Source organism: Dermatophilus sp. B7861-1 (assembly GCF_058996045.1).
The window spans coordinates 2,424,978-2,450,150 of sequence record NZ_CM180082.1 but is presented as its reverse complement, the minus strand read 5'-3'; the positions used below and the strand labels follow the sequence as shown (position 1 = coordinate 2,450,150).

Sequence of the window (25,173 nt, the reverse complement as noted above, 5' to 3'; positions counted from 1 at the left end):
ATCTTGACAGATGTAGTGATGGGGGCGCCTACACCGATAGGTGCCAGCGCCCCCAAACTGCATCTACACGTTATCTACACGTTATCTACACGTTTTTTCTTTTGCGGGTTACTCATCAGCTCCGCTGGAGAGCGTGATGGTGACTGTGCTTCCGCGGCTAGCTTGTGAGCCTGCCATTGGTGTGATCTGAGCTACGCGGCCGTAGTCAATGTTGTCCGAGGGCATTTTCTCGGAGTTGATCTTGACCTTGAAGCCTTCGCTTTCGAGTTGCTTCTTAGCCGAGTTCAGGGTCCGCCCCACCACGTCTGGGACCTCGGCGGTCTCGGAAGCAGGAGTGCCTTGTCCTGGTTTGTTGGGGTTTTGCTGGAAGTCGAGCTTGGGCATGCCTTTGGAGGCTTCGTTCATCACTGCGGTCCAGATCGGACCAGCGAAGGTAGACCCGTATACGTGTGGTTGAGGCAGCTGCGCGTTGGGGCGTCCGACCCACGCGGCAGTGGCCAGCTGAGGAGTGAACCCGGCGAACCAGGTGTGCACACTCGCGTCGGCGGTTCCTGTTTTACCTGCCGCGACTCGGCCATCTGCCAGGGCCATCTGTTCACCGGTAGCTCCGGGAGAGATGACGGATTCAAGGATGCGGGTGGTGTCGTAGGCGACTTTTTGGCTGATTGCTTGACGACAGTTCGCGCCTCGAATGGGGAAAACTTTGCCGTGGAAGTCACTGACTTTCGTTACGGGGACTGGCTCGCAGTATTTGCCGCCGGCTGCCAAGGTGGCGTAGGCCGAGGCCAGGGTTAGGGGAGAAGCGTTGTCTGCGCCGAGGATGACGTTGGGGACGAATTTGGTTCCGTACTTCTGCCCGTATCCGGTGTGTAGGCCCATCCTTCCCATGACATCGACGATGTTGCAGACCCCTACCTGGGAGGCCAGTTCCACGAAGGCAGTGTTCACGGATTTTTGGGTGGCTTTTTTCAAGCTCATGGGGCCGAACTCGTTGCCCTCGTGGTTCTTGGGCTGGAAGGGACGGCCAATGAAGCCACACTTGTTTCCACCAAGTTGGGAGACCGAGTATGGCGTGTGGTTAGGAGGCACTTGAAGGACAGTGTCCGGGGACATGCCTTTCTCTAGAGCAGCGACTAGGTTGAAAGGCTTGGCAGTTGAACCGATCTGGAAACCGCCGGAAGCCCCGTATTTGGCGTCTACGCTCCAGTTCACGGTGGTCTCTACGCCAGCTTCGCCAGAGCCTTGCCCGTAGTTGGTGTTTTGGGCGGTGGCAATAACTTTTCCAGTTCCGGGTTGTACAACAGCAACGGCAGCCCCGCGGCTCTTGCTGTCTTCTACGGGGGCGCGTTTGATGAGTTCTTCTCGGGCGAAGGCAGCGAGTTTGGGGTCAAAAGGTGTCTCGATTTTCAGCCCTTTGCGGTAGAGGGCATTGCGGCGGCTCTTGCGGTCTTTGCCCAAGGAGGGCTGGTCCAGAAGCCAGTTGACGACGTATTCGCAGAAGTACGGGGACCCCGAGGCATTACAGGACTGTTTTGGCAGACTTGGTTTAAGTCCTAGGGGTGTGTTGATTGCTTCGTCGTGTTCTTCTGCGGTGATGACGTGAGAAGAAAGCATTCGGTCTAGTACGGCGTTGCGGCGTTTGAGTGTTTCTTCGGGGCGTTCGAATGGGTTGGTGTAGCTGGGGCGCTGCACTTGGCCTGCGATCATTGCGGCTTCGGGCAGGGTGAGTTTGGAAGCGCGTTTGCTGAAGTAGCGTTGCGCTGCAGCTTCGACGCCGTATGCTCCTGCACCGTAATAGACGAGGTTGAGGTAACCCTCGAGAACTTGTTCTTTGCTGAGGTTGTCTTCCAGGGCGATGGCGTATTTCATTTCCTGGAGTTTGCGGACGATGCCAGCAACGCCGCCGCGTTCTAGGGCTGCTGCGACGCCAGCCTCGTTGTCGGATTTCAGGGCAGTGGTGACCAAGGTTTGGCGGACGTATTGCTGTGTGATGGTGGATGCGCCCTGGGTGTCGCCGCGCAGTGTGGCGAATAGGGCTCGGGCTACGCCTCGGGGATCAACGCCACTGTGCTCGTAAAAACGTTCATCTTCGATCGCGATCTGTGCTTTACGCATGATCGGGGCGATTTCATCTAGGGAGACCACTTGACGGTTGTCTTCGGCCAGGGTGGCGATGGTGGAGCCGTCTGCGGCCAGGATGCGTGTTTGTTGTGAGGCGGGGGAGGCCGTGAATTCTGCGGGCATGGCGTCGAACGAAGCCACGATGGATTTAGTAGCTAGACCGCCTGCTCCAACAACAGGCATGAAGATTCCTGCGACGAGGACTCCTAGAACAGTTGATCCGGCGACAACTCCACCCAGTAGACGGAACGCGGAATGAAGCCCCTCGCGTTGCTCCGGCGCCGCATTCTGCTCGTGGTCAGACGCGGGGACGGTGGGGTCATTCGTCATGTAGTAAAGGTTACGTCCCGTCGGAGGTGGCGTCCCTTTTGGATGATGTCGTGTTGCGCCGCGGCAGTGGAGTAATAAGCCGAAATAGGCCATGCCTAGGCATCATTTATACCCCTATAAAGCGTTAACTGTGATCTAGATCACATTAACTCTAAGAGATGCTGGGGCACTCTCTCACAGTTCTATCGCCTATGGGGACTTTCAGGGCAACCTGTATTGCAAATCCCTCCCAGTCTGTGTCTAAGATCGATTTCACAGCGCGAAGCGTCAACGCGGCCGCCAGCGTATTGAAGGGTTGAGTTGTGATTACTGAAACGCCCGAAACAACGTTCGAAGAGTCTATCGAGCATTGGTCAGCAAGGGCTTGGTGCAGGACCGTTGGTCCGGATGAGCTTTTTGTGGAAGGAAAAGCTCAACAACGCGCTAAGAGGATCTGCCGCAATTGCGAAGTAGTCGTCGATTGCCTCGCAGAAGCCCTGGATGAGCGCATTGAATTCGGCGTTTGGGGAGGTATGACCGAACGTGAACGGCGCAAGATGCTGCGCCTACACCCAGAGGTCACTGACTGGAAACGTGTCTTCGAAGATACCAATAGCACCGCCAAAGTGGCTGGCTGAATATAACGATCACGCGAGTTACTGAATCCCAGATGTGCGATTAGCAGCGCTCGTTCTGTTCTGCGGAAATCGATAGGCTTGCTTCATGAAAAAATGGGAATATGCGACCGCGCCGATCATTCCGCACGCGACGCAGCAAATTTTGAACAACTGGGGTATTGATGGTTGGGAACTAGTCCAGGTCGTCACTACCGATACCGGAAATCTCGTGGCTTATTTCAAACGTCCTCTAGAGGAGGACTGAACATGAGTTCCGTTGAACAACGATTGCAAGAGATCGGCTTAGCCTTACCTGAAGTAGCACTTCCCGTAGGTTCATACGTTCCCGCCAAAGCCGACGGACGACGTATCCACACCTCCGGCCAACTTCCTCTCGTCAATGGGGCCCTTCCCATCACAGGAAAAGTAGGTGCCGAGGTATCCGTTGAACAAGCACAAGAGCTAGCGCGAACCTGCGTGCTCAACGCCATCGCCGCAGTCAAATCAGTAGTGGGCGACCTCGACCAGGTCCAGAGCGTTGTCAAAGTTGTTGGCTTCGTCGCCAGCGACCCAACATTCACCCAACAGCCCGCCGTCATCAACGGCGCCTCCGACCTGCTCGCACAGGCCTTCGGAGACATCGGCGTGCATGCACGCAGCGCTGTTGGAGTGGCAGTCCTACCCATGGATGCCCCCGTCGAAGTCGAAATCGTCGTAGCACTACGCGAGGAATGACCCTGCTCGAACAGTCACAAAGCCCCGGAAACGGAGCACCATCACCGTTTGTGACGGTGCTGCGTGCCCCGAACCCGGGGCCCATGACACTCGAAGGAACCAACACCTACATCCTTCGCGCCCCAGGTAAAAAACACAGCATCATCATCGACCCCGGCCCCGCCGACCCCACCCACATCGCCACCATTCTCACCACCGCTACCAGCGACGAAGCCGAAATCTCTCACCTACTGCTCACACACCATCACGCAGACCACGCAGCCGCGATCCCCCTGATCGAAAAAGCCACCGGCCTACAAGCCTTATCCATCGGCACCTCCACTCTCACCGACGGGCAAACACTGCACGCCGAGGGGCTCACCCTGCACGTCATCGCCACCCCTGGCCACACAGCAGACTCCACAACCTTCCGACTTCACGAAGCACCCCTGCTATTCACCGGTGACACCATCCTGGGCCGCGGCACCACATGGCTGGACTACCCCGACGGAACCCTCACCGACTACCTACGTACACTCCATCTACTCAGCGACCTCCTGCGAGACAAAGGCGAGCACACACTCCTGCCCGGGCACGGCCCCACGCACTCCTACACCGCCCCCATCCTGGACGCTTACATCCAGCACCGCACCGCCCGCCTGCGCCAAATCCGCGCTGCACGCGATAGCGGAGCTGGCACTGACATCGAAGCCATCACCAACATCGTCTACCGCGACCAACCCGAAAGCGTCCTAGCCGCAGCACGCATCTGCGTAGCAGCTCAGCTCGACCATCTCCGCCACCATGACACCCTGTGACCTATACCCTCTGTGAGCAGCAACAAATACGACTCCGCAGCCACCAAAACCACTGCTACGCTGAGAAAGCCAGTCGCCCACGGGGCCAGGGAATCCGGTGCAAAACCGGAACTGACGCGCAGCGGTAAGGGAGACGGGCGGGGCACACACGCCACTGGAACACTCTGGGAAGGCGCCCCGCACCGAGGGACCCCAAGTCCGAATACCTGCTGGTGATCGCCCCGTCACCTGCGGGCGCGGATCGAGAATCAGGCCTCGCGACCCAGGCCCACCGGTCCCAGGAGCCACACCGTGCGCCCACACCCCCACCACATCACCGTAGCCGCCTGCATCCTCCTGCTTACCGCCTGCGCTGGCGCCCCCACCACACCCACCAACACCAGCAGCAATACCGCACCCATCACCTTGACTAACTGCGGCGAAAAAATCACCGTCACCACCCCACCACGCAGACTCGTCACCCTCAACCAAGGCGCCACCGAAACAGCACTCGCCCTTGGCCTGGCCCCCCGCATGGCAGGCACTGCCTACCTCGACGACACCATCGCCCCCACCTACAAAACCGCCTACGCAACCGTCCCCGTCCTCGCCAAGGAATACCCCAGCAAAGAACAATTCCTCGCAGCCAAACCCGATTTCGCCTACTCCGCCTACGCCAGCGCCTTCACCGACAAAGCCGTCGGCACCCGAAACGAACTCACCTCCGAAGGCATCAACACCTACACCAGCCCCTTCGGATGTCCCAAAGGCACCCCCACCGCCGAGGCCACCTTCGAAAACGGCTGGAACGAAATCGCTGAAATCGCCAAAATATTTGCCGTCACCCCCACCGCCGACGCCCTCATCACCACCCAGAAAAAACACCTCGACGAAATTCGCACCAAAGCCACCGGCAAAAACCACACCATCTTCTGGTAAGACTCCGGCGACAAAACCCCCACCGTCGGCGCCGGAGCAGGCGGCCCACACCTAATCATGAACGCCGTCGGCGCCACCAACATCTTCGACAACCTTCCCGGAGGCTGGAGCGAAGGCTCATGGGAAAAAGTCGTCGCCGCCAACCCCGACGTCATCGTCCTGGCTGACGCCAGCTGGAACACCGCCGAAAAAAAGAAAAATTACCTCACCAACGACCCGGTCCTATCCCAACTCGACGCCGTAAAAAACAACCGATTCATCACAATCCCCTTCAGCGAAAGCACACCCGGAGTCCGCCTCGTCGACGGCGCCCGCTCCATCAGCAACCAACTCGCCCAACTCGACCAGTGACCCGCTTCATCTACACCGCAGCCACCCTCACCCTCCTCCTGGCTGCCAGCAGCATCATCGTCCTAGGAATCGGATCCGTCCCCATCCCACCCACCGACGTCATCGACGTGATTGCCCGCCGCGTCCACCTCATTCACGGCGACCACGTCACCATCTTCACCGACCGAATCATCTGGGAACTACGCCTACCCCGCATCATGGCCACCATCGCCGTCGGCGCCGCCCTAGCCCAATGCGGATGCATCCTCCAAGCACTCACCGGCAACGACCTGGCCGACCCCTACCTCCTGGGCATCTCCAGCGGAGCAGCCGTCGGCGCCGTCGCTGCAATCATCCTCGGCTGGACCATCCCCGGACTACCCCCAGCAGTAGCCACCACCGTCACCGCCTTCACCGGCGCAATCGCAGCTCTAGCCCTGGTTCTGGGTCTTGCCACCGGCCGCTCCGGCGCACTCCCACCCGGACGAACCATTCTCGCCGGAATAGCCATCAGCCAACTCGCTGGCGCATTCACCTCCTTCGTCGTCATGATCTTCGGCGGCTACTCCGGAGCCCGTGAAGTCATGACCTGGATGCTTGGCTCCTTCAGCGGAATCCGCGCACCACATGCTTGGCTCATCACCATCACCACCCTGCTCGCCACCACAGCGCTCATCACCTCCGCCCCCGCCCTCGACGCCTTCGCCTTCGGAGAAACCTCCGCTCGCTCCCTAGGAATCCGCGTCGAACACACCCGCTGGGCACTCTTCACCGGATGCGCCCTACTGACCGCAACCACCGTCGCCACCGTCGGCCCCATCGGCTTCGTCGGACTGACCATCCCACACATCATGCGCCTGATCATCGGACCAACCCACCGCCGCCTGCTCCCCGCATCCGCCCTCGCAGGCGCACTCCTGCTCCTGTGGTCTGACACCGCAGCCCGCGCGCTCAACCCCGGCCAAGAAATCCCCATCGGAGTCATCACCGCCGCTATCGGAGCCCCTGTCCTCGTCGCCCTCCTGAGAAACCACGCCCGCCACTCATGAACATCACCACACGCAACCTCAGCTGGAACACTCACGGACGCGACATCGTCGCCCATCTCGACTTCACCATCCCAGCCGCCACAACCACCGCCATTGTCGGCCCTAACGGATGCGGAAAAACCACCACCCTTCACCTCCTCGCTGGCATACGCCGCCCCACCACCGGAAGCATCCACTTCAACGACGACGACGTCACCCACATGCCACCACGCCACCGCGCCCGCCTCTGCGCACTCCTGGAACAACACCCCCACACTCCTCTAGACCTCACCGTCCGACACATCGTCGAACTCGGACGCACACCACATCGCGGACGATGGCACAACCCCCACGACACCGACGCCGTCACCACCGCCATGCACACCGCAGGCATCACCCACCTCGCCGACCGAACCTGGCCCACCCTCTCCGGCGGAGAACGTCAACGCGTACAGCTGGCCCGTGCTCTGGCCCAAGAACCTCGCATCCTCCTGCTCGACGAACCCACCAACCACCTCGACCTACGCCACCAAATCAGCCTCCTTCACACCGTCTGCGCATTGAACCTCACCGTCGTTGCTGTCCTGCATGACCTCGACCTCGCCGCCGCCTTCTGCGAACACATCATTGTCATGAACCACGGACGCATCATCGCCACAGGACCCACCCGCACCACCCTCACCACTGAACTCATCGCCGACGTCTTCGGCATCAACACCCGCATCCACCACGACGAACGCACTCACATCGCCTGGACAGGACTTACCGGAAAACAACCATGACCACACTCGTCCTTGTCACCATCGACCTCACCAGCCCCCACCCCGAGGCCACCATCAGCCACGTCGCCACTCACCTACACGCTCAGGTCGCCGCCCTCCAAGGCAACGACCACACCTCACTCACCCACACCCTGGACACCCTCGAAGCGCAAAACACCCAACAGGTGCTGCTCATCCCTATCACTTTCGACGCTGCCCCCACCGGACCCTCATGGGTACGCCGCGTGGCCGGACACTGGAAACGCACCCGCAACTCCAGCATGGACATCGACGTCATCACTAAGCCCGTACACGACCTAACCACATACAACCTCGACGAGCAGCCACGACGAGCTGTCACCGGACAAGAAGCCCCACTACACAACCCCACCTGGGAACAACCACCACCCCACACCCATCACGTTTTGCTCTGCCGCGGGCCACGCTGTAACGCCCAAGGAGCCGACGCCATCGCCACCCGAATACGCGACGAACTACGCCACCGCGACCTGCTCGACAACGGCGTACTCCTGACCCAAACCGGCTGCCTCTACCCCTGCAACCGTGCCCCAGTCATCGTCACCCACCCCGACGGAACATGGCATGGACCAGTCGACGAGGACGACATCCCCGTCCTCGTCGACCAGAACCTCACCGAAGCAACACAACCGCCTCAGTGAGCTCGACGGGTCAAACGCTCCACGTCGAGAAGTACCACCGCACGGGTCTCCAAACGGATCCACCCACGCGTCGCGAAATCAGCAAGCGCCTTGTTCACCGTCTCGCGAGAAGCACCCACCAACTGAGCCAACTCTTCCTGCGTGAGATCGTGCGGAACCAGAAGACCATCGTCGATCTCTTGACCGAAACGGTGCGACAAATCAATGAGAGCCTTCGCCACCCGGCCCGGGACATCTGTGAAAACAAGATCAGCAAGAGAATCGTTCGTACGACGCAAACGACGCGCCAATGAAGCCAATAGCGCTGAAGCCACCTGCGGGTGATCAGGCAGGAACGCAGCCAGCTGCTCGTGCGTAAGACCAATCAGTTCCGTGTTGGCAATCGCTGTGGCCGTCGCGTTACGGTCACCCGGATCAAACACCGTCAACTCGCCCAAAAGCTCACCCGGGCCGAGCACAGCGACGAGGTTCTCGCGCCCATCGATGCTCGCGCGTCCGAGCTTGATCTTCCCGGAGACGATGACGTACAGACGGTCGCCGCGGTCGCCCTCACGGAAGAGGACTGAACCGCGCGCCACATGCGTCGAGGTCATCATCGACTGAAGTGCATGGACATCGGTGTCGCTCAGCGCCGAGAAAAGAGGCGCCTGCCTGACAAGATCGTTGAGAGCCACGAGGTAAGTGTGCCAGACCAGCGGTGTTCGTGAGCATGACGTGCATCGACACGAAAGCTCCCGAAAGCCCTGGCAGACAGCAAAAACTGAGGCGTTAACCACAAACACGCCATAACGACGAGGGAGAATGTGATGAACGGAACGGTCGCGTGGGCGCCGTGGGGCCTGGTGGTCGATGCCGTCGTCCTTCTCATCCTCTGGACCTCAGTAACGAGCGGATGGCGACGAGGATTCATCGGAAGTCTTTTCGGTGCAGCAGGATTCGCCGCCGGAGGCATTCTTGGTGTTGCTGTTTTGCCCGGAGCGCTCGCCAATAAGCTCCCTGCACAGTGGGCTGCCTCTGAGGCGGCCATTCTGGTCATGCTCATCCTGGTCCTGGCAGCGATCACTCAAGGCATCCTCGAGCGTATAGCGATGCCGCTCATCAGCTGCATTCGAGCTTCCTGGGCGCGCTACACCGATGCATTCGGCGGCGCGGCTGTGCAATTCACCGTCGCCGCCGTGGCGCTCTGGGTAGCCACTGGACTGCTCGCACTCTCGCCTATCCCAGCGCTCAAAGATGGAATCTCTGCCTCCCGGTCATTGCACGTGGTGGACAACGTCATTCCCGCCACTCGAGACGCTGTACTGGAGCAAGCACTTGTCGCTCTCGATGCTTACCAATTCCCCAGAGTCTTCACCGACCAAGAACCACCTGACGTTCGTAGCGTCCAACCCCCAGACAAAGCCATCGCATCCAATGAGGCACTCCGAGCTGCCAGTGAATCCATCTATCGAATCGATGCGCTTGCGCTGCGATGCAACCGCTCTCAAGAAGGCACAGGATGGGCACTGACCTCCGACACCATCGTCACGAACGCCCACGTCGTTGCTGGAGCTGACCGCATCAGCGTCCGAGTGAAAAACGAACGCCATTCGGCTCATCTCGTCGCTTTCGACCCAGCCCGTGACCTAGCACTGCTCAAAGTTGAAGACTTGCAAGCCCAACCGTTACCAAGAGCAGAGCGAGTTTCCCGCAAAGAAGCACTCTTTATGGCCGGATATCCACTCGGAGGCCCTTACTCCACCCAGCCAGGGCGTATCGCTACCCGCATGAATGCCCGTGGCGCCGACATCTACGGCCAAGGTCAAGCGATACGCCAGATCTACGTTGTGCGTGGTGATGTACGTCCTGGAAACTCCGGCGGCCCGGCGCTGACCGTGGACGGTCGTGTTGCCGGAGTCGTTTTCGCTCGTTCAACGACAGAGAACGAAACCGCCTATGTTCTTACTCTCAAAGAACTCGACGAATTCCTTACCGAACGTCCTGCTCCGCCAGCTCAGACGCTTTGCGCTGCGTAAAAGACTCAACACGCCGGAGAGCGGTGCATTCGCGCGCGTGCACCCATGCCCCTACAATCACTTGTGCTGGATCGCCGGATCAGCCCCCACATCTTGGGGTTGAGAACGCGGTACCGTGAAGAGCCCCAAAAACAATTCAGGGCCTTCCCACAGCGGCCAGAGGGAACGACAGGCGAAACAAAGCACCAGCCCACCAGCTAGGAGCAACGCCCAGTAGACGAACGCACCACGCGATCGCCCCCCAACCGCGAACACCCACCAGCACCCCGGGTCCGCCCGGTTATCGGCCAACGGTCGCGCAGGAAACCGGGCGCGTTATTGCGCACGCCCTCCCTCGTGACCCCGCTTTGAGGAGAGAGCATGTCGACCATCGAAACCGCAGAATCACTCACCGTGTACAGCAAGCCCTCCTGTGTCCAGTGCAACGCAACCTACCGCGCCCTTGACAAGGCAGGACTTCCCTACGAAGTGGTCGACCTTACCGCCGATGAGAACGCTCTCACCCACGTCATGTCCCTAGGCCACACCCAGGCCCCGGTAGTCATCCACGGCGACGAACACTGGTCCGGCTACCGACCCGACCTCATCAAAGCCGCCGCAGCCCGCGCAAACGCAGCCTGAACCCATGGACGCGCCCGCACCGGGCGCGGACACCCCGGCGACCCACCTGGTCTATTTCTCCTCGACCTCGGAGAACACACACCGATTCGTGCAGAAACTCGGATGCACAGCACAACGCATCCCCCTACGACCCGGTGAACCTCACCTTCAGGTGACACAGCCGTACGTTCTAGTACTGCCCACCTACGGAGGCGGCCGTCACGGCGGTGCCGTGCCCAAACAAGTCATCAAATTCCTCAACGACCCCCACAACCGACACCTCATCCGAGGGGTGATCGCCGGAGGCAACACCAACTTCGGTGCCGCCTACGGCCTCGCCGGTGACATCGTGGCCGCCAAATGCCACATCCCACTCCTGTACAGATTCGAACTCATGGGCACACCCGACGACGTCGAGAAAGTCCGCGAAAGGCTGCGCGCACAATGACCTCCACCCTCCTCACCGACACCGGCTCCGAGTCCGTCTCATCTACCGCCGCCGACTACCATGCCCTCAACGCCATGCTCAACCTCTACGACGAGCACGGCAACATCCAGTTCGACGCTGACAAACAAGCAGCCCGCCAGTACTTCCTCCAGCACGTCAACCAAAACACCGTTTTCTTCCACTCACTCCAGGAAAAACTCGACTACCTCGTCGAAAACGGCTACTACGAAGCCGGCGTCCTCGAGCAATACGACTTCGAGTTCATCAAATCCCTCTTCAGACGCGCCTACGACGCCAAATTCCGGTTCCCCACCTTCATGGGCGCATTCAAGTACTACACGTCCTACACACTCAAAACCTTCGACGGCACCCGCTACCTCGAACGCTACGAAGACCGCGTCTGCATGGTCGCCCTCACCCTCGCCGACGGAAACCGTGAGCTCGCACCCCGCATCGTCGATGAAATCCTCACCGGCCGTTTCCAACCCGCAACCCCAACCTTCCTCAACGCTGGAAAAGCCCAGCGAGGAGAGCTTGTCTCCTGCTTCCTCCTGCGCGTCGAAGACAACATGGAGTCAATCGCCCGCGCCATCAACTCCTCACTACAGCTATCCAAACGCGGTGGAGGTGTTGCCCTAAGCCTGACCAACCTCCGCGAATCCGGCGCACCGATCAAACGCGTCGAAAACCAGTCCTCCGGTGTCGTTCCCGTCATGAAACTCCTCGAGGACTCCTTCTCCTACGCCAACCAACTCGGCGCACGCCAAGGTGCCGGCGCCGTATACCTCAACGCCCACCACCCCGACATCCTCACCTTCCTAGACACCAAGCGCGAGAACGCTGACGAGAAAATCCGCATCAAAACCCTCTCCCTGGGTGTCGTCATCCCCGACATCACCTTCGAACTGGCCCGCAACAACGAAGACATGTACCTCTTCAGCCCCTACGACGTAGAACGCGTCTACGGGAAAGCCTTCAGCGAGATCAGCGTCACCGAGAAATACCGCGAAATGGTGAACGACTCCCGCATCAGCAAACGCAAAATCAGCGCCCGCCGCTTCTTCCAGGTACTCGCAGAAATCCAGTTCGAATCCGGATACCCCTACATCCTCTTCGAAGACACCGTCAACGCAGCCAACCCCATCGACGGCCGCGTCACCATGTCCAACCTCTGCTCCGAAATCCTCCAGGTCTCCACACCCTCCACCTACAACGAAGACCTCAGCTACCAGGAAATCGGCAAAGACATCTCCTGCAACCTCGGGTCCCTAAACATCGCAAAAACCATGGACTCCCCTGACTTCGCAGGCACCATCGACACCGCCGTCCGTGCCCTCACCGCAGTCAGCGACCACTCCAACATCGCCTGCGCACCCAGCATCGAAAAAGGCAACGCCCAAAGCCACGCCATCGGCCTAGGCCAAATGAACCTGCACGGATACCTGGCCCGCGAGCGAATCCACTACGGCTCAGAAGAAGGCCTGGACTTCACCAACATGTACTTCTACACGGTGACTTTCCACGCCATCGCCGCCTCCTGCCGCATCGCCCAAGAACGCAACATCACATTCGAAGGATTCGAACGCTCCGCCTACGCCAGCGGCGAATACTTCCGCAAATACATCGACAAAGAATGGACGCCCCGCACCCCACGCGTCGCCCAGCTCTTCGCCGACTCCGGAATCCACATCCCCACACCCCAAGACTGGAAAGAACTCGCCGAACTAGTCGCCAAACACGGCCTCTACAACCAAAACCTCCAAGCCGTTCCACCCACCGGGTCGATCAGCTACATCAACCACTCCACCAGCTCGATTCACCCCATCGTCGCCAAAGTGGAAATCCGCAAAGAAGGCAAAATCGGTCGCGTCTACTACCCCGCGCCCTACATGACCAACGACAACCTCGAGTTCTACGCCGACGCCTACGAAATCGGCCCCGAAAAAATCATCGACACCTACGCTGAAGCCACCCAGCACGTTGACCAGGGCCTATCCCTCACCCTGTTCTTCCCCGACACCGTCACCACCCGTGACATCAACAAAGCGCAGATCTACGCCTGGCGTAAAGGCATCAAAACCCTCTACTACATCCGTCTGCGTCAGCTCGCCCTCCAAGGAACCGAAGTTGACGGCTGCGTCAGCTGCATGCTCTGACCCGCCGCCTGCAACCGATTGGAACCGCACATGACACGCAAACTCACCCTCGACCGCGGCATCCATGCCATCAACTGGAACCGCATCGAAGACCAACTCGACCAAGAAGTCTGGGACCGCGTCACCGGTAACTTCTGGCTCCCAGAGAAGGTGCCGCTCAGCAACGACATCCCCTCCTGGCGCACCCTTACCCCCCAAGAACAGGTCATGACCACCCGCGTCTTTACCGGGCTCACCCTGCTCGACACCATTCAGGGCACCGTTGGCGCCGTAGCCATGATCCCCGACTCCCGCACCCCCCATGAAGAAGCAGTTTTCACCAACTTCGCCTTCATGGAATCCGTGCATGCCAAGAGCTACAGCTCGATCTTCTCCACCTTGATCTCCACCGAAGAGATTGACCAGGCCTTCCGCTGGAGCGAAGAGAACGAACACCTCCAACGCAAAGCCCAGATCATCCTCGACTACTACTACGGAGACGACGCCGAAAAACGCAAAGTCTGCTCCGTCATGCTGGAATCGTTCCTTTTCTACTCCGGGTTCTACACCCCCATGTACTGGAGTAGCCGCGCCAAGCTGACAAACACCGCAGACCTCATCCGCCTCATCATCCGTGATGAAGCCGTCCACGGTTTCTACATCGGGTACAAGTGCCAGCAGGCACTAAAAGAGGCCGACCAGGCACGACGTGATGAAATCAAGGAATACACGTTCGACCTGCTCAACGAGCTCTACGACAACGAAGAGTCCTACGCTGAATCCATGTACGACGAAATCGGATTCACCGAAGACGTCAAAATGTTCATGCGCTACAACGCCAACAAAGCACTCATGAACCTTGGCTATGAGGCACTGTTCCCGCCGAGCGCGACCGCTGTCTCACCGTCAATCCTGGCCGCGCTTTCCCCCAACGCTGACGAAAACCACGACTTCTTCTCTGGATCGGGATCGTCCTACGTCATGGGTAAAGCTGTCGACACCACCGACGACGACTGGGACTTCTGAGTTGCCCTCCCATGCTGTTGCCTAACAATCGCTAGAAGGCTTGGTTCTGCAGAAAATCTGCAGAACCAAGCCTTCTACATGTATGCACGAACTATCTATTCGTCCACAAGCACAGCCAGGCCTAAACCCCGCGCGCCTGAGCAGACAGAAAAACTCACTAGAGTCAGCGCCCCCAACAACGCCCACGGCCCGCCAACCATAAGGTTGACGGGCCGTGTCACAACGGATCAGACAGCTCGGTCACGATCCTGAACGCACTGCGGAATAACTCCCATTCAGTGGCGGATCTCAGGCGAGGAAGAAGCGTTCTCCAATCGCGCAGTGAAAGAAGAAGTCGCACCCGAAGCAAACGCATCCTGACGACGCACCGCAGCAGTGGCCTCACCAGACTTCGAACGCTTCAACGAGTCCAGCGTGTCCTTCGTTGTCGCCACCGCACGCTTAGGCGTCGGGTTCACCTCAGAAACCTTCGACTTACCGATGAATGCCACTCCAGCGGCCGCGCCAAACAGCAACAACGTGACGATCAGGTAGCCCAGCCACGGAGCCAGCCCCAACGCAACCAAAGCCAGCGCAAGAGTGTGCAGCAAAAACACCAACCCGAACACAGCAAACACGGCCGCGACGATGAACATCGCCGCCCCGACAACAGCCTTCTTCAAATCTTTCGTGATCTCGAGCTTGGCCAACTCGATCTCACTACGCACCAGGCTGGATACATCCTCCAGCGCGGAATTAATGAGACGCCCCAGCGACGGGTCCGCTGGACGCGACGCCTCAGGCTTCTCAGTGGGGGGAATATTAGTGGGCATATAGTGTCTCCTCGTTTGTGAGCCAATCGGTGCAGTTCCATCGATCCGTAGGAGCCCGGGCGCACAACTCTGCGAGGGACGTCAAGCGGACGAACCGAAGCGTCTGCATACAAGTCTGATCAATACTGACAATAACGAGTCAAACCACCTCCGGCGAGTACATGGACCCGCCATCCCATACACAGTGCCCCTCCTCAGACACAACAAGACTCGCCCCAACACCCAAACCCCAACACCTCGCGCGCCTCCACTGCACGAATACTCGTCTAACTCCACCTGCACAAGCGAACATAGAAACCAGAGAACACCCGGTCCACGCCGCAGCGGAACGAGATAGCAGTGAACATAGACCAACACGACCCCCACACCGACGCTCCTTGCCGCATCGCCATCCTTACCAGCGGGGGAGACGCCCAAGGCATGAACGCTGCCGTCCGAGCTGTAGTCCGCACCGCCATCCACGCCGGCGCTGAGGTCTACGCCATTTGGGAGGGATACCAAGGCGCAGTCGAAGGTACCATCACCCCCATCCAATGGGATGACGTCGGCGGTATCCTCGCCAAAGGCGGCACTATCATCGGCACTGCGCGCTCAGCCGACTTCCGCACCCGAGAAGGCATGCGCCGCGCTGCCAAGAACCTCCTACAACTTGGCATCGACCGCATCGTCGCCATCGGAGGCGACGGATCACTGGCCGGAACACACGCCTTCCGCCACCACTGGCCCGAACTACTCGAAGAACTCGTCGCTGCCGGAGAAATCGACCAAACCACCGCAGATGCACACCCTGCACTCATGGTCGCTGGCCTAGTCGGCTCTATCGACAATGACCTCATCGGCAGCGATATGACCATCGGTGCCGACTCCGCCATGCACCGCATCCTCGAAGCCATCGATGCGATAGCGTCCACCGCCGCCAGCCACCAACGCACTTTCGTCATCGAAGTCATGGGACGCCACTGCGGCTACCTTCCCCTTTTCGCTGCCATCGCTGGTGGCTGCGACTACGTTTTCGTCCCTGAAGCACCACCTGAACCCGGATGGGAAAACGACCTCGCCACAAAAATTCGTGACGGCCGCGCCGCAGGACGACGCGACAGTCTTATCCTTGTCGCAGAAGGAGCCCAAGAACGCGACGGCACCCCCATCACCTGCGAGCGCGTCCAAGCCGCAATCCACGACACAACAGGTGAAGACGCAAAAATCACCATCCTTGGACACGTTCAACGAGGCGGAACTCCCAGCGCCTACGACCGATGGATGTCCACCCTGCTTGGTTACGCCGCTGCGCAAGAAGTCCTCGAAGCAACCCCTGACCAACCTGCCCACATCATCGGAGTCCGATCAGGGCGCATTGCCCGCATCGACCTTGTCGAAGCCGTCACCGCTACCGGCAACATCGCAGCCACCGTTGCCGCAGGCAACTACAGCGACGCCGTTCGTGCCCGCGGAACCGAATTTCTCGAAGGTGTCGAACTGTTCCGTCGTCTCTCACGCCCTGAAGACGGCCCTCGTGAAGACCGGCCCGGGTACGGAAAACGCCTAGCCATCATGCACATTGGTGGCCTCGCCCCAGGCATGAACGCTGCCGCCCGAGCCGCTGTCCGGTTAGGTATGCAGCGCGGGCTGACCGTTCTAGGAATTACCGGCGGGGTGCCTGGTCTGCTCGACGATGACATCCACGAAATTTCCTGGGCTGACGTCGATTCATGGGTTGGCCTTGGAGGGGCTGAACTTGGCGTCCGACGCATGGTGCCTGACCTTGAACACCTCTACGCCATCTCCCGCACCCTGGAAAAGAATGACGTCGATGCCCTCATGCTTATCGGTGGATACAACGCCTATCTCACCGCTCACCGCATGCTCACCGAATCCGAACGCTACCCAGCACTTGCCATCCCAATCATGTGCGTGCCAGCCAGCATCGATAACAATCTGCCTTTCTCTGAACTCTCAATTGGTTCAGACTCTGCCCTAAACCGCGCTATTTGGGCACTCGATGCCATCAAAGAATCCGGCACTGCCTCGCAGCGTTGTTTCGTCACCGAAACCATGGGGCGTAAATGCGGCTATCTGGCTCTCATGGCAGGCATTGCTACGGGTGCTGAGCGTGTCTATCTTCACGAAGAAGGAGTCACTCTCGATGACCTCACCCGCGACGTCAAACACATGATTGCCGCTTTCAAAGACGGACGACGTCTCTTCCTAGCAATCCGCAACGAACGTGCTAACGAACGCTACACGGCTGACTTCATGGCTCGTTTGTTCGAGCAAGAAGCACACGGTCTCTATGACGTTCGCACTGCGGTCCTTGGTCACATTCAGCAAGGCGGCAGTCCCTCTAGCAATGACCGTATTCTTGCTGCCCGGCTCGTTGAGGGAGCAATCCGCGACATTGTTGAGCAGCTTTCAGCAGGTCGTCACGAAGGCCGTTGCGTCGGGTTGCTTGAAGGTGAAGTTCGTCTTAACCGTCTCGACCGCATCATGGAACATCTCGACGTCGTCAATCGCAGGCCCAAAGAACAATGGTGGATGGGGCTGCGTCCAGTCATCACTGCACTCTCTGATCCTGATGCGGTGTGGAGCGGAGAACACATCCCGGTGCTGCGTGAACGGCCAATCAATTCGTGAAGCATTCCGTTACAGAAGGAGTGGGCAGGCATAAGTGTTGTTCATGCAAAACTCCCTCCTTCTGTAACAGTGCTTCTCAGCGTGCGCTTACTGTGATCGTGAGCGCATGTTGGTGCTGATGAACTCCATCACGGAGGAATCTGCCAGAGTGGTGACGTCACTGACTTCGCGGTTTTCTGCCACATCGCGTAGCTCTTCAACGAGACTCTTTTCCTCTGGTCCATCTACCCTTGCGCGCAAGATCACGAATGTGGCGACAGCCTGACCAGTCATCTCGTTTGTGGCTCCGAATACGGCAGTTTTTGAGCTCACTGCGTCATGGCTGACTAAAGCTGACTCAATCTCAGAAGTGGAGAGTCGGTGTCCGGAGACGTTCATGACGTCGTCGACGCGGCCAAGAATCCAGATGTTTGCGTTGGTGTTTTTCTTAGCTCCATCTGCGGCGAAGTACATGCCTTCAAGACGTGACCGGTAGGTATCGATACAGCGTTGTGTATCTCCCCAGACTTCACGGGGCCATGGATGGTCATGTTTGGTGATGATGAGGAATTCTTGGGTTCTGTCTTCAACGGGTTGGGCAATGTTGTTGAGGATCTCTACGTCTATGCCGGGAATGGGGTGTTGGGCGCCACCTGGCTTCAAGGTGGTGATACCGGGTAGGGAGAGGTCATGATGGCGCCGGTTTCTGTTTGCCGCCATGTGTTGGCGGCCCTGCAGACTTTGTTTTTGAGGTCAGGGTAGGTGATGTTGCGGGTGTCGCCGGGTTCACTGTCGATGAACCATTGGACAAGTGGCGAGTTGCTCCAGTCGAGGACGTTTTCGAAATCTTTGTGCCAGGTGATGGAGGTTCGGGCTTGTTGTGCCCAAATGCCTCAAAGTCGTTTTTGCTTGTCAGTAGGGGTCTGCGTGGGTGTTGGGTGCCTCGGCTGCCGCTGGGGCTCCTGTGTCCGTGAGGTGACCGGGGTGTTGTGTGGGGCCGGTGTGTCTCGATGAGGTCGGATGACACAACGCAGGCACGCCGGATAGGCATCGTGTGCAGCACAGTGTGTTTCGTCTTGCATGTGGCACTTTTCACGCGCCTCGCTGCATGTGAGAGCGTGAATGGCCCGCCGAACCACGGCGTTAGGGTCTAAACGTGTCGCAGATCCCCCTACTTGTTGCAGAGGCAGCTTCGCTGCCTGAGTTGCGCTCCCAGGTGGCCCAGGCAGCTGGTGCGTGTTCGCGGCTTCGGTTCCATGAAGGTTTGCGTCGACATTTACCGGAGATCATGTTTGAGTCGCGTGTTCGCGGTGCGCATGGGTCGGCTGCGCTTTCTGAAGGTCGTGCTTCCGTGGATCGGGTTCGGCAGTTGTCGGTGCCGGGGGCGTTGTGGCCTCCTACTACCGACCCGTCGAATCGGGTTACTCGGGCGGCGATTGCTTTGACGGCTGAGGTTGACCGTTTGGATAGCAAATTTGAGGATGCGCCACGTCAGGCAGTGGCGCGGTTGCATGCGGTGGCGGGTAATGCGCTTGCGGTGGGGCAGGTTGGTCGTACGCGGGTGGCGGGGGAGGGGTGTAGTGAGTTGCTTAGTGCGTTAGGTCGTGAGCCGGAGGCTGATGATGCGCGCGCTAGTTTATTTGCGCTGCTTAATGAGTTTCGGCAAGGGGTTACGTCGCCGGTGTTGTTGGCGGCGCTTGTGCATGGTGAGGTGTTGCGCTCTAGGCCATTTCCGTGTGCGAATGGGCTTCTTGGGCGGGCGTTGGAGCGATTGTTGTTGCGTTCGCGTCATGTGGATTCCACGCGTGCAGTGGTGCCTGAGGCTGGGCATTTCGCGATGGGGGTGGATGACTATTTCACGGCTGCTGCGGCGTATGCGCGCTCTAGAGATAGGGGTGACATGGATGGTGTTGTGGTTTGGGTGCAGCACTGTTGTCACGCTATTGCTCACGGTGCTGCTGAGGGAGGGCGGGTTGCTGATGCTGCGCGGGCTGCTGCTGTAACTCGTCCTGGACAACGGTGACATTATTTGCGCAAAAATAAATGCGTGTTGATGTTGAATCATCAGATTCACGTGTTTTGGCGATAGATATCCGTCACTAAAGAACAAGAAAAAAAGGGAAAACGCCCAGATCACAACGGTATTCTCGGCAGTAGTAGAGAAGAAGAAATGACAGGGTCAGGTAGCTGCCAAGGCGTTACAGGTTCATGCAAACTTTTTTCCGCGCCCCGTTGCATACCGTCGCCAAGCTCGACACAATAAATGCAGCGCTCCCTTCGGGTCGTAGCGCGGCGCACCAGCTCCTCCCCCCGGGGCTAGGCGCGTTCCTTGGTGAGTCCCCGCTGTCCCCCCAGCGGGGACTCACCCATTTACCGGGAAAATCACCGCAAAACCGCCGCCTATCCACAACACCCCACCTACCCGCCCCACAATCCACAAACCCCATCCAGCCAACGCCACTGACCACCCTCATGCCGACACGATGACGACATGAGCGGAAAAGCACCCACCATCGCCTTCACCGGCGCCTCCGGCGGCCTCGGCACCTCATGCCTCCTCGCCGCCACCGCCGTCGCCGCTTCCGCCGCCGGATACCGCGTCGCCTGCATCGACCGCGACACAGCAGGAGGCGGTCTAGACACCATCTTCGGGCTCGACCACCTCCCCGGTGCACGCTGGCCCGACCTGCTTGGTGCACATGGCCACCTACCCGCCGACCTCCTCATGCGCGAACTGCCCAACGAAAAAAACATCTGGGTGCTCTCCCACTCCAACAACCTCATCACCGACATCCCAGAGGAAGCCGACCACACCACCCTCGAAGCACTCACCACCGGAACCGACCTCGTCCTCATCGACGCTGGTCGCCCCCGCCCAGCACCCCCTGCCGACGACACCACCCCCCACGCCACCACCCTTGACCCCCGCCCCTGGCACGGAGCCGACCACATCGTCCTCCTCGTCGGCCACAGCCCTCAATCCCTCGCCGCAGCAACAGCCATCACCAACACTGCCCCCGAAACCGGCCCCACCTGGTGGCTAGCCCAACGCACCCCCAAAGGGGCCACCCACCTACCCGAAACCATCCAATCCACCCTCGGCCTGGCCCTAGCTGCCCGCGTCACCGACGACCCCCGCTGCCACCGCGACCTCCTCCACGGCGAACCACCAGGACAACGCGGACACCTCGCCAAAGCAGCAAACCAACTCCTGAGCACCCTTCTCACCCAAGGACACCCAGCCGCATGAGCGCCCCCACCACATCCACCAGCATCTGGAACCACATCCGTGCCGGCCGAGGGCCCACGGCCGCACGCGTCGACGCCGTCGCCCACGACGAAAGCCGCCTGCTAGGAGAACAAGGCGCTGCCCACGCCCGAGACGCTCTACGGGCCGCCACCCTCGGACTTGGTCCCCTCGAGCCCCTCCTGACCACCCCCGGCGTCACCGACATCCTCGTCAACGGCACCGACACCGTATGGATTGACCGAGGAAACGGCCTCGAAACCACCGAGATAGAGATCGGCGACCCTGACGCAGTCCGCCGACTGGCAGTGCGCCTTGCTGGACTAGCCGACCGCCGCCTCGACGAAGCCAGCCCATACGTCGACGGCCTCCTGCCCGGCGGAATCCGACTCCACGCCGTCCTACCTCCCCTCGTCGACTCCGCCGCACACATCAGCCTGCGCATCCCCCGCGCCGACGTCGTCTCTCTTGAACGCCTCGTAACCCTCGGATCTATGCCGCCTGAATGGGCCGACATCCTGCGCGCCATCGTTGCTGCCCGCTGCTCCTTCGTCGTTTCCGGCGGCACCGGCACCGGAAAAACAACCATCCTCGCCTCACTCCTGGCCCAAGCCCGGCCCGACGAACGCATCCTCGTCGTCGAAGACGTCCGTGAACTAGCCGTCCATCACCCCCACGTCGTACGCATGCAAGCCCGCCCAGCCAACGTCGAAGGTGCCGGCGCCGTCGACATGGTCGCCCTCGTCCGTCAATCCCTGCGCATGCGCCCCGACCGCCTCGTCGTCGGTGAAGTTCGCGGCGCCGAAGTCCGTGAAATGCTCACCGCACTCAATACTGGGCACGAAGGAGGCAGTGGCACCATCCACGCCAACAGCGCCCACGACGTCATCACCCGCTTCGAAGCACTCGGCGCACTTGCCGGAATGACCCCAGCTGCCGTCCGCGCCCAACTCGGATCAGCCCTGTCCGTTGTCATTCACCTACGCCGCACACCTACCCACCGCATTGTTGAAAGCATCGGCCTCCTCCACGCCGAAAATGACGAACTCCACGTCCGCACTGCGCTACGTAACCCACACCTGGGCGACACCTCCAACCAACACCACACCCCCCACACACCTCGCGGAGCCCAAGAACCAGGTTGGACCCTCCTACAAGAACTTCTTGCCGAGCACCTCACCCCTGCACCGCTACCTGAGACACCCGCCACTCACACACCCCACACCCCGGCAGCGCCCACCTCACGACCCCAACGTCCAACCCCAGCAATACCCCTCACCAACCCCACCTGGCTCAGGAGAACCCCATGATCTCTGCCTGGATACCCGCGCTGCTCGCCGGAACAGCCATCACCCTCTGGCCCACCCAACATCCCACCAACACCCACCCAAACCACATCCCTACCTCGCCGCGACACGCTTTCACCGCCTGGAAAAAGCAACGCCACCGAGACAGCCACACCGGAATCGAAAAAGATCTCCTCAACGTTGTTGAAGCACTCAGCGGAGCCCTCCGCGCAGGACTACCACCAGCAGCAGCCCTCGCACTGGCCAGAGAAGGTATCACCGGCAAACTTGGTGACGCCCTGACCACCGTCGAACACCGCGCACGTATGGGAGAAGGCCTCGCCGCAGGCTGGAGCGAAGCCGCACACCGCATCAACAACCCCGAACTAGCACTCCTAGCCCGAGCCTGGTCTCTCTCCGAAGAAACAGGAACCCCCCTGGCAGAGGCAGCTCACACCGCTACCCGAGTGCTGCGCGACCGCCGCGACCAACGTGAACGCACACGCTCAGCCATCGCCGGCGCCAAAGCCACCATGACACTTCTTACTCTCCTACCCGCAACAGGACCCCTGCTAGGCCTACTCCTGGGCGTAGATCTTCTCCACATCTACAGCACCACCCCCCTCGTCTGGGCAGCCCTGGCAGCTGGCATCATCCTCATCCTTATCGGCCGCACCTGGGTCAACCACCTCATCACCCACACGCTTGCAGGACCGGTACTCACATGACCCTCGTCATCGCCACCCTCACTGCCCTAGCCCTCCTGGCCTGGCCCACCCACAACCGCCACCTACAAGCGCTCGCACGCCACACCCAGACCACCCAGAACACAGCACCCCCCGTTGGAGCCGACGCACTCGCAGGCACTGTCATGCTCCTTGCCATGACTCTACGCAGCGGCAAAGGAGTCATCGAATCCCTCGAAGCGGTCGGCACCAGACAACACGATGCGATTGGTGCTCACTTACTCTCTGTGGCTTCAGCTCTCCGTTGGGGAGTACCTGATCGCGAAGCGTGGGCAGCGCTGCCTGAGGCATGGACTCCCGTTGCTCGCGCTTTCCTCCTGGCTCGCCGCGCAGGCGTCGCCCCGGCAGACCTTCTCTTGCGCGTTGCCGACGACCTTCGACAAGCCGAGCAAGCCCGCCTAGAACTAGCCACCGCCAAACTCGCAGTCCGAGTTGTTCTCCCCTTGGGGCTTGCCTTTCTCCCCGCCTTCATCCTCACCACGGTCGTCCCCATCGTTATCGCCATCACCGGAGACGTCCTCAGCCATTAAGACTCTCCAGCGCCTTCGGATGTGCACAACCCGCCCCGCTATCCCCAGAGACAGCTAAGCCCAGCATTCCGACGCCCCGCGCAACCAACCATGGACTTTGTGCCCTTCGAGTTGGGCACAAGAAAATTCCGCGGCCACCGCCGCGCAACCCACATCAGGAGAACACCATGACCCTCGCATCTGCCGAGAGCACCACAATCCGCTCCCGTCTCGACCAAGCCGTGGCTACTAGCGCTGCCACGGTCACTACCTATGTCCATTGCGCCGTCGAACGCTTCCGCAACCGCGATGACGCAGGCATGACCACCGCTGAATACGCCGTCGGCATCCTCGCTGCCGTTGCATTCGCCGGTGTTCTCCTGGCCATCGTCAAGTCCGGAACTATCCAGGCGGAGCTACAGAAAGTAATTACCGGCGCTATCAAATCCAAGGGCAAGTGAATTAACCGATGAAAAGCACCGCGCAGGACCTCAACCACACAAATCGACGCGATGCTGGCTACAGCACCGCTGAACTGGCGCTGGCCACACCCGCCGTGATGATTCTCGTTACCGTTGTTGCGGTCCTGCTCGGTGTTCTTATGGATCAGGTGCGATGCATTGATGCCGCCCGTTCTGGCGCGCGTGCTCTGGCACGTGGCGACAACGCAGCTGTGGCTGTGCGGCTAGCTGAACAAACCGCGCCGACGGGATCTCGTATCAGTGTTGCGCGAGGCAAAGAAATGCGGGTGACTGTTACTGCTCCCGCTCGTGTTGCATGGGTTCAGCAGCTTCATGCTGGTGCTAGCGCCAGCGCTCCAGATGAATCGGTAGGTATTTCTGGTCGTCGTCTCGGCTCGGCAGTTCTTCCTACTGATATTTCGTGGCTGGGTCAGGTGTGAATTCGATGCTGACTCAATCGTTGAGGCAAGCTGCTGTTGATGCACGAGATCGTGGTTCAGGCACCGTTCTTGTCCTTGGGATTGTTGGACTAGTTATCACGGTTTTTTTGGCTTGGATGATGGTCGGCGCTGCCGTCATTGCTTCGCATCGTGCGACTGCAGCTGCAGATCTTGCTGCTGTAGGGGCGGCTAAGTCTCTTGTTCTTGGTGGTTCTGGAGCCGATGCATGCCGTCGAGGTCGCAGTATTGCTCAGAAGAATGATGCGCGTCTGTCTTCCTGCCGGGTGAGTGGGAAAGAGGTGGCGGTGACAGCTGTCGTTAACTTGTCTGGTTCATTGCCGCATTTTGGTTTTTATCAGGCTCGAGCTGAAGCGCGGGCAGGCGTTCGCTGAGCTGGAGCCGGGGATGAATTGTGGTTGGTGGGGACGTTTGAGCCAGATGTTTTCTTTGTGAGACGAGAGAGAAGCTGCTGAGGCAGCGAATGTGGGTGGTGTTTTGGGGTGCGATTTTGGTGGCCGCTTGGTGCTGTCGGCTACCGAATC

The 25,173-nt window shown here is 59.8% G+C and carries 26 protein-coding genes, 1 pseudogene and 1 riboswitch; of the genes and pseudogenes, 22 read left to right on the top strand and 5 right to left on the bottom strand.

The features are described from left to right. Window positions 1-108: 108 nt before the first annotated feature. Window positions 109-2,451 carry a penicillin-binding protein gene (locus AC2T9U_RS10800; protein WP_115032240.1) on the bottom strand — a complete coding sequence of 781 codons (2,343 nt, stop codon included), beginning with the start codon at window positions 2,449-2,451 and terminating at the stop codon, window positions 109-111. Between the two features lie 302 nt (window positions 2,452-2,753). Between AC2T9U_RS10800 and AC2T9U_RS10795 the strand changes: the two genes are divergently transcribed. The 8 genes and pseudogenes from AC2T9U_RS10795 (at window position 2,754) to AC2T9U_RS10760 (ending at window position 8,296) form a co-directional block, all read left to right on the top strand. Beyond that, complete coding sequence (locus AC2T9U_RS10795) at window positions 2,754-3,068, top strand: WhiB family transcriptional regulator (protein ID WP_341746883.1); 315 nt, start codon at window positions 2,754-2,756, stop codon at window positions 3,066-3,068. An 85-nt stretch (window positions 3,069-3,153) separates the two neighbouring features. Beyond that, entirely contained in the window at window positions 3,154-3,312 is a 159-nt protein-coding gene (gene sp36, locus AC2T9U_RS10790) for a Sp36 family protein (protein ID WP_115032242.1), read from the top strand. Between the two features lie 2 nt (window positions 3,313-3,314). Further along, complete coding sequence (locus tag AC2T9U_RS10785; RefSeq protein ID WP_115032244.1) at window positions 3,315-3,782, top strand: RidA family protein; 468 nt, start codon at window positions 3,315-3,317, stop codon at window positions 3,780-3,782. An 83-nt stretch (window positions 3,783-3,865) separates the two neighbouring features. Beyond that, window positions 3,866-4,579, top strand: a complete 714-nt coding sequence (locus tag AC2T9U_RS10780) for an MBL fold metallo-hydrolase (protein WP_493696095.1) — start codon at window positions 3,866-3,868, stop codon at window positions 4,577-4,579. A gap of 53 nt (window positions 4,580-4,632) precedes the next feature. Next, a riboswitch (cobalamin riboswitch) is annotated at window positions 4,633-4,807 on the top strand. A gap of 285 nt (window positions 4,808-5,092) precedes the next feature. Beyond that, window positions 5,093-5,848, top strand: a pseudogene (locus AC2T9U_RS10775) (ABC transporter substrate-binding protein). Then, the gene (locus tag AC2T9U_RS10770) at window positions 5,845-6,876 is read left to right on the top strand and encodes a FecCD family ABC transporter permease (RefSeq protein WP_115032250.1); all 1,032 of its coding nucleotides are present in this window, start codon (window positions 5,845-5,847) and stop codon (window positions 6,874-6,876) included. The pseudogene AC2T9U_RS10775 and the gene AC2T9U_RS10770 overlap by 4 nt, the downstream one beginning before the upstream one ends. Further along, a complete protein-coding gene (locus tag AC2T9U_RS10765) occupies window positions 6,873-7,637 on the top strand; it encodes an ABC transporter ATP-binding protein (RefSeq protein ID WP_493696094.1) in 765 nt (254 codons plus the stop codon). The genes AC2T9U_RS10770 and AC2T9U_RS10765 overlap by 4 nt, the downstream gene beginning before the upstream one ends. Further along, entirely contained in the window at window positions 7,634-8,296 is a 663-nt protein-coding gene (locus AC2T9U_RS10760; RefSeq protein WP_493696093.1) for a (2Fe-2S) ferredoxin domain-containing protein, read from the top strand. The genes AC2T9U_RS10765 and AC2T9U_RS10760 overlap by 4 nt, the downstream gene beginning before the upstream one ends. Here AC2T9U_RS10760 and AC2T9U_RS10755 read toward each other — a convergent pair. Continuing rightward, the gene (locus AC2T9U_RS10755) at window positions 8,290-8,970 is read right to left on the bottom strand and encodes a Crp/Fnr family transcriptional regulator (protein WP_028327542.1); all 681 of its coding nucleotides are present in this window, start codon (window positions 8,968-8,970) and stop codon (window positions 8,290-8,292) included. The two genes, AC2T9U_RS10760 and AC2T9U_RS10755, sit on opposite strands and share 7 nt — an antisense overlap. 132 nt (window positions 8,971-9,102) lie before the next feature. Between AC2T9U_RS10755 and AC2T9U_RS10750 the strand changes: the two genes are divergently transcribed. The 5 genes from AC2T9U_RS10750 (at window position 9,103) to nrdF (ending at window position 14,520) form a co-directional block, all read left to right on the top strand. Next, complete coding sequence (locus AC2T9U_RS10750; protein WP_493696092.1) at window positions 9,103-10,311, top strand: MarP family serine protease; 1,209 nt, start codon at window positions 9,103-9,105, stop codon at window positions 10,309-10,311. Window positions 10,312-10,671: 360 nt separating this feature from the next. Further along, entirely contained in the window at window positions 10,672-10,932 is a 261-nt protein-coding gene (gene nrdH / locus AC2T9U_RS10745) for a glutaredoxin-like protein NrdH (RefSeq protein WP_115032254.1), read from the top strand. 4 nt (window positions 10,933-10,936) lie between these two features. After that, window positions 10,937-11,359, top strand: a complete 423-nt coding sequence (gene nrdI / locus AC2T9U_RS10740; protein WP_208304287.1) for a class Ib ribonucleoside-diphosphate reductase assembly flavoprotein NrdI — start codon at window positions 10,937-10,939, stop codon at window positions 11,357-11,359. Next, window positions 11,356-13,515 carry a class 1b ribonucleoside-diphosphate reductase subunit alpha gene (gene nrdE / locus AC2T9U_RS10735; RefSeq protein ID WP_493696091.1) on the top strand — a complete coding sequence of 720 codons (2,160 nt, stop codon included), beginning with the start codon at window positions 11,356-11,358 and terminating at the stop codon, window positions 13,513-13,515. Before nrdI ends, nrdE begins: the two co-directional genes overlap by 4 nt. A gap of 30 nt (window positions 13,516-13,545) precedes the next feature. Then, on the top strand, window positions 13,546-14,520 hold the full coding sequence (nrdF, locus tag AC2T9U_RS10730; RefSeq protein ID WP_028327546.1) for a class 1b ribonucleoside-diphosphate reductase subunit beta: 975 nt from the start codon (window positions 13,546-13,548) through the stop codon (window positions 14,518-14,520). A 275-nt stretch (window positions 14,521-14,795) separates the two neighbouring features. Here the strand turns inward: nrdF and AC2T9U_RS10725 are convergent, their stop codons facing one another. Then, window positions 14,796-15,332, bottom strand: coding sequence for a phage holin family protein (locus tag AC2T9U_RS10725; protein WP_051277639.1), 537 nt, complete (start codon window positions 15,330-15,332; stop codon window positions 14,796-14,798). 339 nt (window positions 15,333-15,671) lie between these two features. On the opposite strand from AC2T9U_RS10725, the gene AC2T9U_RS10720 reads away from it, so the two are divergent. Then, window positions 15,672-17,963 (top strand): 6-phosphofructokinase, encoded by a 2,292-nt coding sequence (locus AC2T9U_RS10720; protein WP_493696090.1) that lies wholly within the window; start codon window positions 15,672-15,674, stop codon window positions 17,961-17,963. A gap of 87 nt (window positions 17,964-18,050) precedes the next feature. Here AC2T9U_RS10720 and AC2T9U_RS10715 read toward each other — a convergent pair whose 3' ends face one another. Further along, the gene (locus AC2T9U_RS10715; protein WP_493696089.1) at window positions 18,051-18,662 is read right to left on the bottom strand and encodes an AMP-binding enzyme; all 612 of its coding nucleotides are present in this window, start codon (window positions 18,660-18,662) and stop codon (window positions 18,051-18,053) included. Continuing rightward, complete coding sequence (locus AC2T9U_RS10710; RefSeq protein WP_493696958.1) at window positions 18,602-18,805, bottom strand: hypothetical protein; 204 nt, start codon at window positions 18,803-18,805, stop codon at window positions 18,602-18,604. The genes AC2T9U_RS10715 and AC2T9U_RS10710 overlap by 61 nt, the downstream gene beginning before the upstream one ends. Window positions 18,806-19,098: 293 nt before the next feature. On the opposite strand from AC2T9U_RS10710, the gene AC2T9U_RS10705 reads away from it, so the two are divergent. The 8 genes from AC2T9U_RS10705 (at window position 19,099) to AC2T9U_RS10670 (ending at window position 25,023) form a co-directional block, all read left to right on the top strand. After that, entirely contained in the window at window positions 19,099-19,965 is an 867-nt protein-coding gene (locus AC2T9U_RS10705) for a Fic family protein (RefSeq protein ID WP_493696088.1), read from the top strand. Window positions 19,966-20,433: 468 nt separating this feature from the next. Continuing rightward, window positions 20,434-21,192, top strand: coding sequence for a CpaE-like family protein (locus AC2T9U_RS10700; RefSeq protein ID WP_115032261.1), 759 nt, complete (start codon window positions 20,434-20,436; stop codon window positions 21,190-21,192). Beyond that, the gene (locus AC2T9U_RS10695) at window positions 21,189-22,499 is read left to right on the top strand and encodes a TadA family conjugal transfer-associated ATPase (protein WP_493696087.1); all 1,311 of its coding nucleotides are present in this window, start codon (window positions 21,189-21,191) and stop codon (window positions 22,497-22,499) included. Before AC2T9U_RS10700 ends, AC2T9U_RS10695 begins: the two co-directional genes overlap by 4 nt. After that, window positions 22,496-23,203 (top strand): type II secretion system F family protein, encoded by a 708-nt coding sequence (locus AC2T9U_RS10690; protein WP_493696086.1) that lies wholly within the window; start codon window positions 22,496-22,498, stop codon window positions 23,201-23,203. The genes AC2T9U_RS10695 and AC2T9U_RS10690 overlap by 4 nt, the downstream gene beginning before the upstream one ends. Continuing rightward, the gene (locus tag AC2T9U_RS10685; RefSeq protein ID WP_208304294.1) at window positions 23,200-23,751 is read left to right on the top strand and encodes a type II secretion system F family protein; all 552 of its coding nucleotides are present in this window, start codon (window positions 23,200-23,202) and stop codon (window positions 23,749-23,751) included. Before AC2T9U_RS10690 ends, AC2T9U_RS10685 begins: the two co-directional genes overlap by 4 nt. Window positions 23,752-23,918: 167 nt before the next feature. Beyond that, window positions 23,919-24,191 carry a DUF4244 domain-containing protein gene (locus tag AC2T9U_RS10680; RefSeq protein ID WP_493696085.1) on the top strand — a complete coding sequence of 91 codons (273 nt, stop codon included), beginning with the start codon at window positions 23,919-23,921 and terminating at the stop codon, window positions 24,189-24,191. A gap of 8 nt (window positions 24,192-24,199) precedes the next feature. Next, entirely contained in the window at window positions 24,200-24,631 is a 432-nt protein-coding gene (locus AC2T9U_RS10675) for a TadE family type IV pilus minor pilin (protein ID WP_493696084.1), read from the top strand. A gap of 5 nt (window positions 24,632-24,636) precedes the next feature. After that, the gene (locus AC2T9U_RS10670) at window positions 24,637-25,023 is read left to right on the top strand and encodes an Rv3654c family TadE-like protein (protein WP_493696083.1); all 387 of its coding nucleotides are present in this window, start codon (window positions 24,637-24,639) and stop codon (window positions 25,021-25,023) included. Window positions 25,024-25,173 lie beyond the last annotated feature (150 nt).